Origin of the sequence: Phenylobacterium sp. J426, from assembly GCF_024699945.1 — a bacterium.
Classification (GTDB): Bacteria; Pseudomonadota; Alphaproteobacteria; order Caulobacterales; family Caulobacteraceae; genus Phenylobacterium.
In genome coordinates, this window is record NZ_JAJOMY010000001.1 from 2,854,895 (window position 1) to 2,870,237 (window position 15,343).

13 protein-coding genes are annotated in these 15,343 nt (G+C 66.3%); 12 read left to right on the top strand and 1 reads right to left on the bottom strand.

Features of this window, described 5'->3' with window-relative positions; genetic code table 11:
• The first annotated feature begins 39 nt into the window (after positions 1-39).
• Both rpoC and LRS10_RS15020 read left to right on the top strand, forming a co-directional pair.
• Positions 40-4,230 (top strand): DNA-directed RNA polymerase subunit beta', encoded by a 4,191-nt coding sequence (rpoC, locus tag LRS10_RS15015; RefSeq protein ID WP_257837981.1) that lies wholly within the window; start codon positions 40-42, stop codon positions 4,228-4,230.
• Positions 4,231-4,355: 125 nt separating this feature from the next.
• Positions 4,356-4,685: a zf-TFIIB domain-containing protein gene (locus LRS10_RS15020; protein ID WP_257837982.1), complete on the top strand. Its 330-nt coding sequence runs from the start codon at positions 4,356-4,358 to the stop codon at positions 4,683-4,685.
• An 11-nt stretch (positions 4,686-4,696) separates the two neighbouring features.
• Here LRS10_RS15020 and LRS10_RS15025 read toward each other — a convergent pair whose 3' ends face one another.
• A complete protein-coding gene (locus LRS10_RS15025) occupies positions 4,697-5,347 on the bottom strand; it encodes a hypothetical protein (RefSeq protein WP_257837983.1) in 651 nt (216 codons plus the stop codon).
• 176 nt (positions 5,348-5,523) lie between these two features.
• On the opposite strand from LRS10_RS15025, the gene LRS10_RS15030 reads away from it, so the two are divergent.
• The 10 genes from LRS10_RS15030 to LRS10_RS15075 all read left to right on the top strand — a co-directional run bounded on the left by LRS10_RS15030 (position 5,524) and on the right by LRS10_RS15075 (position 15,341).
• Positions 5,524-7,503 (top strand): S9 family peptidase, encoded by a 1,980-nt coding sequence (locus LRS10_RS15030; protein ID WP_257837984.1) that lies wholly within the window; start codon positions 5,524-5,526, stop codon positions 7,501-7,503.
• Positions 7,504-7,732: 229 nt separating this feature from the next.
• Positions 7,733-8,104 (top strand): 30S ribosomal protein S12, encoded by a 372-nt coding sequence (rpsL, locus tag LRS10_RS15035; RefSeq protein ID WP_257837985.1) that lies wholly within the window; start codon positions 7,733-7,735, stop codon positions 8,102-8,104.
• An 11-nt stretch (positions 8,105-8,115) separates the two neighbouring features.
• Positions 8,116-8,589: a 30S ribosomal protein S7 gene (rpsG, locus tag LRS10_RS15040; RefSeq protein WP_257837986.1), complete on the top strand. Its 474-nt coding sequence runs from the start codon at positions 8,116-8,118 to the stop codon at positions 8,587-8,589.
• Between the two features lie 101 nt (positions 8,590-8,690).
• Positions 8,691-10,769: an elongation factor G gene (gene fusA / locus LRS10_RS15045; RefSeq protein WP_257837987.1), complete on the top strand. Its 2,079-nt coding sequence runs from the start codon at positions 8,691-8,693 to the stop codon at positions 10,767-10,769.
• Between the two features lie 48 nt (positions 10,770-10,817).
• Positions 10,818-12,008, top strand: a complete 1,191-nt coding sequence (gene tuf / locus LRS10_RS15050; protein WP_257837968.1) for an elongation factor Tu — start codon at positions 10,818-10,820, stop codon at positions 12,006-12,008.
• Between the two features lie 144 nt (positions 12,009-12,152).
• A complete protein-coding gene (locus LRS10_RS15055) occupies positions 12,153-12,983 on the top strand; it encodes a DUF2807 domain-containing protein (RefSeq protein WP_257837988.1) in 831 nt (276 codons plus the stop codon).
• A gap of 316 nt (positions 12,984-13,299) precedes the next feature.
• On the top strand, positions 13,300-13,608 hold the full coding sequence (rpsJ, locus tag LRS10_RS15060) for a 30S ribosomal protein S10 (protein WP_012521787.1): 309 nt from the start codon (positions 13,300-13,302) through the stop codon (positions 13,606-13,608).
• A gap of 13 nt (positions 13,609-13,621) precedes the next feature.
• Complete coding sequence (rplC, locus tag LRS10_RS15065; protein WP_257837989.1) at positions 13,622-14,401, top strand: 50S ribosomal protein L3; 780 nt, start codon at positions 13,622-13,624, stop codon at positions 14,399-14,401.
• Positions 14,401-15,039, top strand: a complete 639-nt coding sequence (gene rplD / locus LRS10_RS15070; RefSeq protein WP_257837990.1) for a 50S ribosomal protein L4 — start codon at positions 14,401-14,403, stop codon at positions 15,037-15,039. The genes rplC and rplD overlap by 1 nt, the downstream gene beginning before the upstream one ends.
• Positions 15,039-15,341: a 50S ribosomal protein L23 gene (locus LRS10_RS15075; RefSeq protein ID WP_257837991.1), complete on the top strand. Its 303-nt coding sequence runs from the start codon at positions 15,039-15,041 to the stop codon at positions 15,339-15,341. Before rplD ends, LRS10_RS15075 begins: the two co-directional genes overlap by 1 nt.
• The last annotated feature ends 2 nt before the right edge of the window (positions 15,342-15,343 follow it).

Genomic DNA, 15,343 nt, shown 5'->3' on the forward strand with positions numbered 1-15,343 from the left:
TGAAATTTTCGCGGGTTCAGACCCGCAGAAGGAACCGAGATGAACCAGGAAGTCCTGAACATCTTCAATCCGGTCCAGGCCGCTCCGACCTTCGACCAGATCCGTATCGCGCTCGCCTCGCCGGAAAAGATCCGCTCGTGGTCGTTCGGCGAGATCAAGAAGCCCGAAACCATCAACTACCGCACGTTCAAGCCGGAACGTGACGGCCTGTTCTGCGCCCGCATCTTCGGCCCGACGAAGGACTACGAGTGCCTTTGCGGCAAGTACAAGCGGATGAAGTACAAGGGCATCATCTGCGAGAAGTGCGGGGTCGAAGTGACTCTGGCGCGCGTCCGCCGCGAGCGGATGGGCCACATCGAACTGGCCTCGCCGGTCGCCCACATCTGGTTCCTGAAGTCGCTGCCGAGCCGCATCGCCCTGATGCTGGACATGGCGCTGAAGGACGTCGAGCGGGTCCTCTATTTCGAGAACTACATCGTCACCGAGCCGGGCCTGACGCCCCTGAAGCTGCACCAGCTTCTGTCGGAAGACGACTACCTGCGCTTCCAGGAAGAGTTCGGCGACGACAGCTTCACCGCCGAGATCGGCGCCGAGGCGGTGCAGGGGTTGCTGCGCGGCATCGACCTCGAGAAGGAGGCCGAGAAGCTTCGCGAGGAGCTGCAGACGACGACGTCTGAGATGAAGCTGAAGAAGGCGTCCAAGCGCCTGAAGCTCATCGAGAACTTCACCGAGAGCAACAACAAGCCCGAGTGGATGGTCCTGTCGGTGATCCCCGTGATCCCGCCGGAACTGCGTCCGCTGGTGCCGCTGGACGGCGGCCGCTTCGCGACCTCGGACCTGAACGACCTCTATCGCCGGGTCATCAACCGTAACAACCGCCTGAAGCGCCTCATCGAGCTGCGCGCGCCGGACATTATCATCCGCAACGAAAAGCGGATGCTGCAGGAAGCCGTCGACGCGCTGTTCGACAACGGTCGCCGCGGCCGCGTGATCACGGGCGCCAACAAGCGTCCGCTGAAGTCGCTGGCCGACATGCTGAAGGGCAAGCAGGGCCGGTTCCGCCAGAACCTGCTCGGCAAGCGCGTGGACTACTCGGGCCGTTCGGTCATCGTGGTGGGTCCCGAGCTGAAGCTGCACGAGTGCGGCCTGCCCAAGAAGATGGCGCTCGAGCTGTTCAAGCCGTTCATCTACGCGCGCCTGGACGCCAAGGGCCTGTCGGGCACCGTGAAGCAGTCCAAGCGCATGGTGGAGCGTGAGCAGCCGGCCGTCTGGGACATCCTGGACGAGGTGATCCGCGAGCACCCGGTCCTCCTGAACCGCGCGCCGACCCTGCACCGTCTGGGCATCCAAGCGTTCGAGCCCAAGCTGATCGAGGGCAAGGCCATCCAGCTGCACCCGCTGGTCTGCGCCGCGTTCAACGCCGACTTCGACGGCGACCAGATGGCCGTCCACGTGCCGCTCTCGCTGGAAGCCCAGCTGGAAGCGCGCGTGCTGATGATGAGCACGAACAACATCCTGTCGCCCGCCAACGGGCGGCCGATCATCGTGCCCTCGCAGGATATCGTGCTCGGTCTCTACTACCTGTCGCTGGTCAAGGACGGCGAGCCCGGCGAGGGCAAGGCGTTCGCGAGCCTGGGCGAGATCGAGGCCGCGCTCGACGCCGGCGTCGTGTCGCTGCACTCGAAGATCCGCTGCCGCTACACCGAGATGGACGCCGACGGGAACCTCGTGACGAAGGTCATCGAGACCAGCCCCGGCCGGATGAAGATCGCCGCGCTGTTCCCGCAGCACCCGGCGGTCGGCCATCGCCTTCTGGAGAAGAACCTCACCAAGAAGGAGATCGGCAACCTGATCGACACCGTCTATCGGCACTGCGGTCAGAAGGCGACGGTCATCTTCGCCGACCAGATGATGGGTCTGGGCTTCCGCGAGGCGGCCAAGGCGGGCATCTCGTTCGGCAAGGACGACATCGTCATCCCGGCGCGCAAGGCGCCGATCGTCGAAGAGACGCGCAAGCTCGTGGAAGAGTACGAGCAGCAGTACGCCGACGGTCTCATCACCAAGGGCGAGAAGTACAACAAGGTGGTCGACGCCTGGGCGAAGGCCACCGATCGCGTCGCCGACGAGATGATGGCCGAGGTGAGCTCTGCGCCGGTGGGGGCCGACGGCCGCCAGGGCGAGATCAACTCGATCTTCATGATGAGCAACTCGGGCGCCCGCGGTTCGCAGGCCCAGATGAAGCAGCTCGGCGGGATGCGCGGCCTCATGGCCAAGCCGTCGGGCGAGATCATCGAGACGCCGATCATCTCGAACTTCAAGGAAGGCCTGACCGTTCAGGAGTACTTCAACTCCACCCACGGCGCCCGTAAGGGCCTGGCCGATACGGCGCTGAAGACGGCTAACTCCGGCTACCTGACCCGCCGTCTCGTCGACGTCGCGCAGGATTGCATCATCACCGAGGAAGACTGCGGCACCACTCGCGGCATCACGCTGCGCGCCGTGGTCGAGGGTGGTGACGTGCTGGTGTCGCTCGGACAGCGCATCCTGGGTCGCTTCGCGGCCGAGGATGTGAAGGATCCGGGCACCAACGACGTCATCGTTCCCGCCGACACCTACCTCGACGAGAACATGATCGACCTGGTCGAAAGCGCCGGCGTCCAGTCGGTGAAGGTCCGCTCGGTCCTGACCTGCGAGACCAAGACCGGCGTCTGCGGCGCCTGCTACGGTCGCGACCTCGCCCGCGGCACGCCGGTGAACATCGGTGAAGCCGTCGGCGTCATCGCGGCCCAGTCGATCGGCGAGCCCGGCACCCAGCTGACGATGCGGACCTTCCACATCGGCGGCACCGCCCAGGTCGCCGAGCAGTCGTTCTACGAAAGCGCGAACGACGGCGTGGCCCGCATCGCCGGCAACACCGTGACGGCTCCGGACGGCGCGCTCATCTCGATGAGCCGCAACCTGCAGCTGACGGTCCAGGTCGATGGCAAGGACCGGGAAGCCTACAAGGTCCCGTACGGCGCCCGCCTGCGGGTGAAGGAAGGCGACAAGGTCAAGCGCGGTCAGCGCCTGGCCGAGTGGGACCCCTACACCACGCCGATCATCACGGAAGTGGGCGGCCGGGTCCGCTTCGAAGACCTGGTCGAGAACTTCTCGTTCCGCGAAGAAGCGGACGAAGCGACCGGCATCTCGAACCGCGTGGTCATCGACTGGCGCGCCAGTTCCAAGGGCTCGGACCTGCGTCCGGCCATGGCGGTGCTGGGCGAAGATGGCGCCTACAAGCGGATCTCGAACGGTGGTGAGGCCCGTTACCTGCTGCCCGTGGGCGCCATTCTCTCCGTCGGCGACGGCGACGAGGTGAAGCCCGGCGAGGTCATGGCCCGTATCCCGACGGAAAGCGCCAAGACGCGCGACATCACCGGCGGTCTGCCGCGGGTGGCGGAGCTCTTCGAAGCGCGTCGTCCGAAGGACTGCGCGGTCATCGCCGAGATGGACGGCCGGGTCGAATTCGGCCGGGACTACAAGAACAAGCGCCGTATCAAGATCACCCCGGAAGACGGTGGCGACGCGGTCGAGTTCCTGATCCCGAAGGGCAAGCACATCGCCGTCCACGACGGGGACGTGATCCGCAAGGGCGAGTACCTCATCGACGGCAACCCGGATCCGCACGACATCCTGCGCATCCAGGGCATCGAGGCGCTGGCCGACTTCCTGGTCAATGAGATCCAGGAGGTCTACCGACTGCAGGGCGTGCCGATCAACGACAAGCACATCGAGACGATCGTCCGTCAGATGCTGCAGAAGGTCGAGATCCTCGAGCCCGGCGACACCGGCCTGCTCAAGGGCGATCACCTCGACAAGCTCGAGGTGGAGGAAGAGAGCGCCAAGGCGGAAGCCCGCGGCGGTCGTCCGGCCCTGACGCAACCGGTGCTGCTCGGCATCACCAAGGCCTCGCTGCAGACCCGCAGCTTCATCTCCGCGGCGTCCTTCCAGGAGACGACGCGGGTGCTCACCGAGGCGGCGGTCCAGGGCAAGATCGATACCCTGGAAGGCCTGAAGGAGAACGTGATCGTGGGCCGCCTCATCCCGGCGGGCACGGGCTCGTACCTGCGCAACCTGCAACGCATCGCCGCCAAGCGCGACGAGGCGCTCACCCAGAGCCGCGAAGAAGCGATGGAGCCGCTGCCGGCGGAAATCGCCGAAGCCGCGGTGGGCGAGCAGGTCGAGTCGTAAGGCTCTCCAGCAGCTCAAGCTAACGACGGCCCGGGAGCGATCCCGGGCCGTTTCGCTTTCCACCCTTGGGCTTGGCCGTGTCAGTCCCTAGATCGTAGGGGTAACGACAACGAGGAGCTCGCCCGGTGCCGCTGCTGCTTTGCCCCAACGACAATACGTCCATGCAGAACGTGAACCGCGGAGGCGTGGAGATCGACATCTGCCCCACCTGCCGGGGCGTCTGGTTGGACCGCGGCGAGCTCGAGAAGCTGCTGGAAGGCACGCGGCAGGAGCAGACTCACCAGAGCCAGGACCGCCAGCGGTTCGAGCGCGAGGTGCAGGACTTCCACCGCAATCCGGACGACTGGAAGAAGAAGCACCCCTACGACAGCCAGCACGGCAGGTACCGCTACGACGACGACTACCACTACAGGAAGAAAAAGAAGCGGTTCGACATCTTCGACATCTTCGACTGAGGCTGATCCGGTCAGCGTGGTCGGCCGGCGGAGCCGCTGATGTCGTGGGGCGAGCTCCCCATGCCCTTCATGTTCGAGACGCCGCCCGGCGGGCTGCGGCGGACGTCCCAGTCAAGTTGCGAGCCCGCCTCCCGAGCTCGCGATTCCTCGCCGCGACTGTAACGATAGTCCGCCTCACGTCGGGCGGCCGCCCGCCCGAATTCCGAACTGTCGTCGCGATCGAGGCCAAGGCCGTTAAACGGAGCGTCGCGGGCGCCGCGCGCGAGACGCTGCTCGCATTTCTCCCGTTCCTCGCGGCTCAGGTTCGCCGGATTTGCGCAGCCGACCAGGCCGCGCAGCGTCTGGCGCGCGTTGTCGGCCGCAGGGTCCGGAGCCAGAGCCCGCGCGGCAGCGCTGGGCGCCTCTCGCCGTGTGTCCGCCTTGGCCTCCGGCGCAATCAACGGAGGCATCGGCAAGTCGCTCGGTGCATGACGCAGGGCGCGGCGGTGCAGGCGGATGGGGGTGGGCGGGCCGCCGGCGTGCGGCGGCGGCACGCGGGGCAGGATCAGCACCGGGATGATGGGCTCCGGCGGCCCCGACTGCATCGGCGGCGTCATCAGCTTGGGCACATGCAGCGCCAGCGCCGCCAGCACGACGACGTGTGCGGCGAGGGAGACCGCCACAGCGAACGTTCGGCGTCTCGATGGGCCCCGGCCAGCCGCCAATGGCGCTCCCCGCTAAGGTCAAGCTTCGCCGTACAGCGTATCGCAGTGGGCGAGGCGATTTCATGGCGGCGGCTTGCAGCGACCTGAGGCTCTGCCTTAAGTTGCAAGCGGGGCGTCCGCTCGCTGGGGGTAGTATGTATCGTAAGCTTCTCGGCGTCGCTCTCGCGGCGGGCGTAAACACGGCTGCCCAGGCGCAGGCGCCCTCGGCGCCGCCCCTGGAGGCTTTCGCCCGGCTGCCGGCCGTGACCGAGGCGAAGATCGCACCGGGCGGTCAGAGGATCGCAATCCTCGGCGGCGCACCAACCGACAGAACGATCGCCTTCACCGCCATTGACCAGCCGGGGATGAACATCCTGAAGCTGGGCGCCGTCGAAACGCTGGGCGTCTCATGGGCCGGCGACGACTACGCGCTCGCCAGGGTGGCTTTCTGGGAGAAGGTCGGGGCACGGGCCGACTACCGGCTGGTGCGGACGGCGTCCGTGACGCCGCAGGCGAAGTTCATGGGCTACCTCCTGGGCGGCGATGCGCTGTCTTCTCAGCTGACCAACCAGGGCGTGGTGGGGATCGTGAAGGGCCCGCCTCCGCGAGTTATGGTGCGCGGTCTCGCGCTAGCCGCGGGTCCCGACCGTGACATGAACACGCGGCTCGGCCGGAAGGGGGAAAACGGCGACCTGCGCGTCCCGGCGCTCTTCTCCGTCGATCCCGCGACCGGTCGCGGCACGCAGGTCGAACGGGGCGACTTCGATATCGAAGGTTGGGAGGTCGATCTCTCGGGGCAGGCCCGCGTGATGTACAAGGTCGACGAGAATACCCGAAAGCGAACCCTGTACGCCCGCCCGAAAGGGCAGGGGACCTGGAGGATGATCCAGGATGGCGACGATGGGCGCACTTTCCTGGGCTATTCGGACGCCGACCAGTCCTTCTACTTCGCCAGCACGGGTCCCGGCGGGACGCAGGTCACCCGGCAGCGGCTCCCCGACGGGCCGGTCGAGACGGTCGGGAAGCCGGTACAAGGCGCAGGCGTCCATCTCGTCTGGGACGGTCACCGGAATGCCGTGGTTGGGGTTGCGGCGTCCGGGGCGGAGCGTGGGATCGAATGGCTGGATCCGGTCTTTGCTGGCGCGCAGGCTACGGTCAGCCGCGCTTTCAAAGGTCGATCCGCGCGGCTCACGTCCTGGTCGGAGGATCTCACCCGCTTCATCGTCGTCGCCGAAGGTCCCGACAATCCGGCCCAGTGGTTCCTCTATGACCGCGCCCGGAAGGAAGTCTCGCCTATCGGCGACGGGTATCCGGAGCTTGCTGAGGTCACCCTTGGGACCACCTCTTTCATGCGCTACCGGGCGCGGGATGGCCTGGAGATTCCGGCCTACCTGACCTTGCCGCCGGGGCTGAAGGCGGGCGAGAAGCCGCCGCTGATCGTTCTGCCGCATGGCGGCCCGTCGGCCCATGACGACCCCGGCTTCGACTACCTGACCCACTTCCTCGCCAGCCGCGGCTACGCGGTGCTGCGGCCGCAGTATCGCGGCTCGACGGGCTTCGGGCCGGAGTTCCAGAAGGCAGGGAAGGGGGAGTGGGGCGGCAAGATGCAGACCGACCTGCTCGATGGCGTGGCCGCGGTCGCCGATCGCGCGGACCCGGCCCGGGCCTGCATCGTCGGCGCAAGCTTCGGCGGCTACGCGGCCCTGTACGGCGCGGTCTTCCAGCCAGGCGCCTATCGCTGCGCGGCGTCCATCAACGGCGTCTCGGACCTCGGCGCCCTGATCGGCGACTACGCCACCGACTTTGGGCGCGATAACAAGGGCTTCGAGTTGCTCCGGGAGGAAGTTCGTCAAGCTTCGCCCCAGGGTCTCGACGGTGTCTCGCCGCTGAAGAACGCCGCGCGGGCCAGCATGCCCGTTCTGCTGGTGCATGGCGACAAGGACACCACGGTCGCCCCCAACCATTCGCAGCGCATGGCCGTCGCCCTGAAGAACGCGGGCAAGCCTGTCGAGCACGTGGTGCTCGCCGGCGAGAACCACTATCTGGGAACGACGGCGGCGCGCACCCAGATGCTTTCCGCCCTCGACGCCTTCCTGGCAAAGAACCTGCCTGTCAACGCGCCGCAGCGTCCCTGAGGCCGCGCCCTCTCGGACTCGCGTTGACGGGACAGCCGCTTACGACTATGTAGCGCGCTCTTTCGAGACCGGGATCCTCTCCCAGTCCGATGAGCGCACCCCGCCGGAACGCACGACACGGGCGTCCCGGCGAGTTTTTGCGTTCAGCGGGCGGGCCTCGAACACACGAAAACACGACCCCAACCGAGGCGCCCCGGCCAAACGGCACACGCCTCCCAAGCGAGATTAGATGCCGACAGTCAACCAGCTCATCCGCAAGCCTCGCCAGTCGAAGCCCGCGCGGAACAAGGTCCCCGCCCTGAAGGGCTGCCCGCAGCGCCGCGGCGTTTGCACCCGGGTGTACACCACGACCCCGAAGAAGCCGAACTCGGCTCTGCGTAAGGTCGCCAAGGTGCGCCTGACCACCGGCATCGAAGCGGTGTGCTACATCCCCGGCGAAGGCCACAACCTGCAGGAGCACTCGGTGGTCCTGATCCGTGGCGGCCGCGTGAAGGACCTTCCGGGCGTGCGCTACCACATCCTGCGCGGCGTGCTCGACACCCAAGGGGTCAAGGACCGCAAGCAGCGCCGTTCGCTCTACGGCGCCAAGCGTCCGAAGTAAGGATTTAAGAGATGTCCCGTCGCCGTCGCGCAGACAAACGTGAAGTGCTCCCGGATCCGAAGTTCGGGGACCTCGTCGTCACCAAGTTCATGAACTACGTGATGTATGAAGGTAAGAAGGCCGTGGCCGAGAACATCGTCTACGGCGCCTTCGACATCCTGGAGGCCCGCCGCAAGGACCAGGGTCCGCTGGAAACCTTCCATGCCGCCCTGGACAACGTGGCTCCCGCCATCGAAGTCCGCTCCCGCCGGGTCGGCGGCGCCACCTACCAGGTGCCCGTCGAAGTCCGCCCTGAGCGTCGTCGCGCCCTGGCCATCCGCTGGCTGGTGAACGCCGCCCGCTCGCGTGGCGAGAACACCATGACGGAAAAGCTGGCCGGCGAGCTGCTGGACGCCTCTTCGAACCGCGGTTCGGCGGTGAAGAAGCGCGAAGACACCCACAAGATGGCGGAAGCCAACCGGGCGTTCTCGCACTACCGCTGGTAAGCGCCCTTCATAGTGAGCTTTCCGGCGCGGGCGGTTTGAGATAAACCGCCCGCGCCGTTCGTTCAGCCTCCCCCGAAATACCTTTTTGCAGAGCTTCCGCTATGCCCCGCACCCACAAGATCGAAGATTACCGCAACTTCGGGATCATGGCCCACATCGACGCGGGCAAGACCACCACGACCGAGCGGATCCTCTACTACACCGGCAAGAGCCATAAGATCGGCGAAGTCCATGACGGCGCGGCCACCATGGACTGGATGGAACAGGAGCAGGAGCGCGGCATCACGATCACGTCGGCCGCGACGACCGCGTTCTGGAACAACAAGCGCCTGAACATCATCGACACTCCCGGCCACGTGGACTTCACCATCGAGGTGGAGCGCAGCCTGCGCGTCCTCGACGGCGCCGTGACCGTGCTGGACGGCAACGCCGGCGTCGAACCGCAGACCGAAACCGTGTGGCGTCAGGCCGACAAGTACAAGGTCCCGCGGATCGTCTTCGTCAACAAGATGGACAAGCTGGGCGCCGACTTCGATAAGTCGGTCGAGAGCATCCGCGACCGCCTCGGCGCGAAGGCCGTTCCGATCCAGCTGCCGATCGGCTCGGAGTCGGCCCTGAAGGGCATCGTCGATCTCGTCCGCATGAAGGCGGTGGTCTGGGACAATGACGGCCTGGGCGCGAGCTTCCGCGACGAAGAGATCCCCGCGGACCTGAAGGCCAAGGCCGAGGAAGCCCGCAACTACATGATCGAGAGCGCCGTCGAGATGGACGACGAGGCCATGGAGGCCTACCTCTCGGGCGAGGAACCCTCGGAAGAAGTGATCAAGAAGTGCATCCGCAAGGCTGTGCTGACCGGCGCCTTCTATCCGATCCTCTGCGGCTCGGCCTTCAAGAACAAGGGCGTCCAGCCGCTCCTCGACGCCGTCGTCGACTACCTGCCGTCGCCGGTGGACATCCCGCCGACGAAGGGCATCGACTTCCGCACGGAAGAAGAAGTTGAGCGTCGGGCCTCGGACGACGAGCCGCTGTCGGTCCTCGCGTTCAAGATCATGGACGACCCCTTCGTGGGCTCGCTGACCTTCTGCCGGATCTACTCGGGCAAGCTCGAGACTGGCATGGGGCTGATGAACTCCACGCGCGACAAGAAGGAGCGCGTCGGCCGCATGCTGCTGATGCACTCGAACAACCGCGAGGACATCAAGGAAGCCTACGCCGGCGACATCGTCGCCCTGGCCGGCCTGAAGGAAACCCGCACGGGCGACACCCTGTGCGACCCGAACAAGTCGCCGGTGATCCTGGAGCGCATGGAGTTCCCGGCGCCCGTGATCGAGATCGCCGTCGAGCCCAAGTCGAAGGCCGACCAGGAAAAGCTGGGCGTCGCCCTGGCGAAGCTGGCGGCCGAGGATCCCTCCTTCACCGTCTCGACCGACCACGAGTCGGGCCAGACGATCCTGAAGGGCATGGGCGAGCTGCACCTCGACATCAAGATCGACATCCTGAAGCGCACCTACAAGGTGGAAGCCAACATCGGTGCGCCGCAGGTGGCCTACCGCGAGAGCATCTCGCGCCGGGCCGAGATCGACTACACGCACAAGAAGCAGACCGGCGGTACGGGCCAGTTCGCCCGCGTGAAGCTGGTGTTCGAGCCTGGTGAGCCGGGGTCGGGCTTCGTCTTCGAGAGCGCGATCGTCGGTGGCGCGGTGCCGAAGGAATACGTGCCGGGCGTCCAGAAGGGCCTGGAGTCGGCGAAGGAGAACGGCCTGCTCGCCGGCTTCCCGCTGATCGACTTCAAGGCGACGCTCGTCGACGGCGCGTTCCACGACGTCGACTCGTCGGTGCTGGCGTTCGAAATCGCCTCGCGCGCGGCCTTCAAGGAGCTGCGTGAGAAGGCGGCTCCGAAGCTGCTCGAGCCGATCATGTCGGTGGAAGTGGTGACGCCGGAGGAATATCTGGGCTCGGTCATCGGCGACCTGAACGGCCGTCGTGGTCAGATCCAGGGGCAGGACATGCGCGGCAACGCGACGGTCATCAACGCCTACGTTCCGCTGGCCAACATGTTCGGCTACGTGAACAACCTGCGCGGCATGTCGCAAGGCCGCGCCCAGTTCACCATGCAGTTCAGCCACTACGACACGGTGCCGCAAGTCGTCGCCGAAGAAGTCATCAAGAAGTACGCCTAATTCCAACCCTAGCTGAGAGGACAAGCCCGGACAGGGCTGGAGCTTGAAATGGCCAAAGAGAAGTTCGAACGTAACAAGCCGCACTGCAACATCGGCACGATTGGTCACGTTGACCACGGCAAGACGACGCTGACGGCGGCGATCACGATCACGCTGGCGAAGTCGGGTGGTGCGACGGCGAAGAACTACGCCGACATCGACGCGGCGCCGGAAGAGAAGGCGCGCGGGATCACGATCAACACGGCGCACGTGGAATATGAGACGGCGAACCGTCACTACGCGCACGTCGACTGCCCTGGCCACGCCGACTACGTGAAGAACATGATCACGGGTGCGGCGCAGATGGACGGCGCGATCCTGGTCGTGTCGGCGGCGGACGGCCCGATGCCGCAGACGCGTGAGCACATCCTGCTGGCCCGTCAGGTGGGCGTGCCGGCGCTGGTGGTGTTCATGAACAAGGTCGACATGGTCGACGACGCCGAGCTGCTGGACCTCGTCGAAATGGAAGTGCGCGAGCTGCTGAGCAGCTACCAGTTCCCGGGCGATGACATTCCGATCGTGAAGGGTTCGGCGCTGGCGGCGGTCGAAGGCCGTGACGCCAACATCGGCGAAGAGAAGATCCTGGAGCTGATGGCGGCGGTCGACGCCTACATCCCGCAGCCGGAGCGTCCGATCGACCAGCCGTTCCTGATGCCGGTGGAAGACGTGTTCTCGATCTCGGGCCGCGGCACGGTGGTGACGGGCCGTATCGAGAAGGGCGTGGTGAAGGTCGGCGAGGAAGTCGAGATCGTCGGCATCCGCGAAGTCCAGAAGACGACCTGCACGGGCGTCGAGATGTTCCGCAAGCTGCTGGACCAGGGTCAGGCGGGCGACAACGTGGGCGTGCTGCTGCGCGGCACCAAGCGTGAAGACGTCGAGCGGGGCCAGGTGCTCTGCAAGCCGGGCTCGATCACGCCGCACACCGAGTTCATGGCCGAGGCCTACATCCTGACGAAGGAAGAGGGCGGCCGTCACACCCCGTTCTTCACGAACTACCGTCCGCAGTTCTACTTCCGGACGACGGACGTGACGGGGATCATCAAGCTGAAGGAAGGCGTGGAGATGATCATGCCCGGCGACAACGCCGAGCTGCTCGTCGAGCTGATCACGCCGATCGCCATGGACCAGGGCCTGCGCTTCGCGATCCGCGAAGGCGGCCGGACCGTCGGCGCCGGCGTCGTGGCCAAGATCATCAAGTAAGATCGGCCACAGCCAAGCACTCTGAAGAGGCCGCCGGGGAAACCCGGCGGCCTTTTCTCTTACTTCGACGTCATGACCTCGATTTAAGCTGATCCTGCGGCGCCGCCGGACTAGCTTCCCGTCACAAGGTTACGGGAGACGGCAATGCGCTTTTCGATTGCTCTGCTGACGGCGGCGGCCGCGATCTCGCTGGCCAGCGCGGCGAGCGCGGCTTCGGTCGAGGTCAAGGACGCGGTGGCCCGGGTGACGGTGATCCCGGAGAACCGCAGCGACATCAAGGTCGAGATCATCCAGCCCAACGCTCGAGCGCCCCTGCAGGTGCGCTCGCGAGGCGACCGCGTCATCGTGGACGGCGACCTTGACCGGAAGATCCGCAACTGCCGCGGCTCGGGCGAGAACCGCAGCGTCGAGGTGCGGGGCGTCGGGGTTATCGCCTGGCGGGAGATGCCGCAGGTGGTGATCCGCACGCCGCGCGACGTGCGCCTGGAGGCCGGTGGGGCGGTCTACGGATCCGTAGGCCGCTCGGCCAGCCTCACCCTTTCCAACGCCGGATGCGGCGACTGGACCGTCGCCAATGTGGATGGCCCGATGAGGCTGCGCCAGGCCGGCTCGGGCGACACCCGCACCGGTCAGGCCGGATCGGCGGAGATCAAGATCGCCGGCTCGGGAGACGTGGCCACCGCCGAGATCCGCGGTGGCGTGGACATCGACATCGCAGGCTCGGGCGGAGTAGCGGTCCGCAGCGTGCAGGGGCCGCTCAGCGTCAGCATCGCGGGCTCTGGCGACGTGACGGTGGCGGGCGGCCGCGCCACGACCATGACCGCCTCCATCGCCGGCTCGGGCGATGTCGACTTCCGGGGCGTCGCCGACAGCCTGAAGGCCCGCGTCGCCGGCTCGGGCGATGTCCGCGCCCGCGAGGTGAAGGGCGAGGTGTCGAAGTCCATCATGGGCTCGGGGGCCGTCACGATCGGCTAACCCGTCGCACCGGAAAGGGCGCGCCGGGACGCCCGGCGGCCCTTGACGGGGGCGAGTCGCATAGGTATTACCGCGCCTCCTGTTGGACCGGCTGTGTGCTTCGAAGGGATTTGAAGCGCAGACGCGGTTCGCGGAACGACCTGGGACAGTGCTTTTTCGAGCTTGCGTTTCGGGATGGGGCCCTCGCTTCCGCGTGGGCTCAAATCGTTTGTGCGGACTTTCGCGTACGGGCTCTCATCTGAGGGTTCGGGCTGGTCTTTGAAATGGTCGAGATCACGCGGGCGGGCCGCCGTCTGTAGGGAATGATAAGAGCGATATGGATCGTCAGAACATCCGCATTCGGCTCAAAGCCTTCGATCACCGCGTGCTGGATCATTCCACCCGCGAGATCGTGAACACCGCGAAGCGGACCGGCGCCACCGTGCGCGGCCCGATTCCGCTGCCGACGCGCATTGAGAAATTCACCGTCAACCGCTCGCCGCACATCGACAAGAAGTCGCGCGAGCAGTTCGAAATCCGCACGCACAAGCGCGTGCTCGACATCGTCGACCCCACCCCGCAGACCGTGGACGCGCTGATGAAGCTCGACCTGTCCGCCGGCGTGGACGTCGAGATCAAGCTCTAAGGGGATCGGTCCGATGCGTACCGGCGTGATCGCCAAGAAGCTGGGCATGGCGCGCTTCTTCGATGAAGCGGGCGTCCATGTGCCCGTCACCGTCCTGAGCCTCGAGGGCTGCCAGGTCGTCGGTCAGCGCACCGCTGACAAGGACGGCTATGTCGCCCTGCAGCTCGGCGCGGGCTCCAAGAAGCCGAAGAACACCTCCAAGGCGCTGCGCGGCCACTTCGCGAAGGGCCAGGTGGAGCCGAAGGCCAAGGTCGTCGAGTTCCGGGTGTCGGAAGACAACCTGATCGACGTGGGCGCGGAGCTGACCGCCGACCACTTCGTTCCGGGTCAGAAGATCGACATCACCGGCACCACGGTCGGTAAGGGCTTCGCCGGCGCGATGAAGCGCTGGAACTTCGGTGGCCTGCGCGCCACCCACGGCGTGTCCGTGTCGCACCGTTCGCACGGTTCGACCGGTAACCGCCAGGATCCGGGTCGTACGTTCCCGGGCAAGAAGATGGCCGGTCACTATGGCCAGGAAACCGTCACCACCCTCAACCTCACCGTCTGGCGCGTCGACGCCGAGCGCGGCCTCATCCTGGTCAAGGGCGCCGTCCCGGGCTCGGAAGGCTCGTTCGTGAAGATCCGCGACGCGGTGAAGAGCCCGCTGCCGGCCGACGCGCCGAAGCCGGGCGCGTTCCGCAGCGCGGGCGCTCCGACCCCGGTCGAAGCCGCCGCCGAGGAAGCGCCGGCCGAGGACGTCGCGACCGAAGCGCCGGCCGCCGAGGCGACTGAAGCTGGGGATCAAGCGTAATGAAACTCGACGTCATCAAGCTGGACGGCGGGAAGGGCGGCTCGATCGAGCTGGCCGACGATATCTTCGGCATCGAAGAGATCCGCGGCGACATCCTGCAGCGCGTCGTCACCTGGCAACTCGCCAAGCGTCGCGCCGGGACCCACAAGATCCAGGTCCGCAACGAGGTCTCCCGCACCTCGAAGAAGATGTACAAGCAGAAGGGCACCGGCGGCGCCCGTCACGGTTCGCGCCGTGCGGCCCAGTTCGTCGGCGGCGCCAAGGCCCACGGTCCCGTGGTCCGCAGCCACGCCTTCGACCTGCCCAAAAAGGTCCGCGCCCTGGCCCTGCGCCATGCGCTGTCCTCGAAGGCGAAGGAAGGTTCGCTGATCGTCCTGGACTCGGCTGTGCTGCCGGAAGCCAAGACCGCCGCGCTGCGCGAGCAGCTTGGCAAGATCGGCGTGACCAATGCGCTGGTGATCGCCGGCGCCGAGGTCGACAACAACCTGAAGCTCGCCGCCCGGAACATCCCGAACGTGGACGTGCTGCCGAATGCCGGCCTCAACGTCTACGACGTGCTGCGTCGCCGTACCCTGGTCCTGACCAAGGACGCGGTCGAAGCGATCCAGGCGCGTTTCCAGCCTGAGGAGGCCGCGTGATGGCCGTCGAGCCCACCGCCCGCCACTACGACACGATCCTGTCGCCGATCATCACGGAAAAGGCCACGCTGCTCTCGGAGCAGAACAAGGTGGTCTTCCGGGTCGCCGGCGATGCGTCGAAGGACGAGATCGCCGCTGCGGTCGAAGCGCTGTTCAAGGTCAACGTGACCAAGGTCAACACCCTCAACGTGAAGGGCAAGACCAAGCGGTTCCGCGGCATCGTCGGGCGTCGTACCGACGTCAAGAAAGCGATCGTGACCCTGGCCGAAGGCCAGTCGATCGACATCACCACGGGGCTTTGATC

Excerpts from the sequence above, each read along its gene's own strand:
- rpsJ (WP_012521787.1), top strand. The coding sequence starts at position 13,300 with ATGGATCGTCAGAACATCCGCATTCGGCTCAAAGCCTTCGATCACCGC.
- rplC (WP_257837989.1), top strand. The coding sequence starts at position 13,622 with ATGCGTACCGGCGTGATCGCCAAGAAGCTGGGCATGGCGCGCTTCTTC.
- rpsG (WP_257837986.1), top strand. The coding sequence starts at position 8,116 with ATGTCCCGTCGCCGTCGCGCAGACAAACGTGAAGTGCTCCCGGATCCG.
- tuf (WP_257837968.1), top strand. The coding sequence starts at position 10,818 with ATGGCCAAAGAGAAGTTCGAACGTAACAAGCCGCACTGCAACATCGGC.
- LRS10_RS15030 (WP_257837984.1), top strand. The coding sequence starts at position 5,524 with ATGTATCGTAAGCTTCTCGGCGTCGCTCTCGCGGCGGGCGTAAACACG.
- rplD (WP_257837990.1), top strand. The coding sequence starts at position 14,401 with ATGAAACTCGACGTCATCAAGCTGGACGGCGGGAAGGGCGGCTCGATC.
- rpsL (WP_257837985.1), top strand. The coding sequence starts at position 7,733 with ATGCCGACAGTCAACCAGCTCATCCGCAAGCCTCGCCAGTCGAAGCCC.
- rpoC (WP_257837981.1), top strand. The coding sequence starts at position 40 with ATGAACCAGGAAGTCCTGAACATCTTCAATCCGGTCCAGGCCGCTCCG.
- LRS10_RS15075 (WP_257837991.1), top strand. The coding sequence starts at position 15,039 with ATGGCCGTCGAGCCCACCGCCCGCCACTACGACACGATCCTGTCGCCG.
- LRS10_RS15055 (WP_257837988.1), top strand. The coding sequence starts at position 12,153 with ATGCGCTTTTCGATTGCTCTGCTGACGGCGGCGGCCGCGATCTCGCTG.
- fusA (WP_257837987.1), top strand. The coding sequence starts at position 8,691 with ATGCCCCGCACCCACAAGATCGAAGATTACCGCAACTTCGGGATCATG.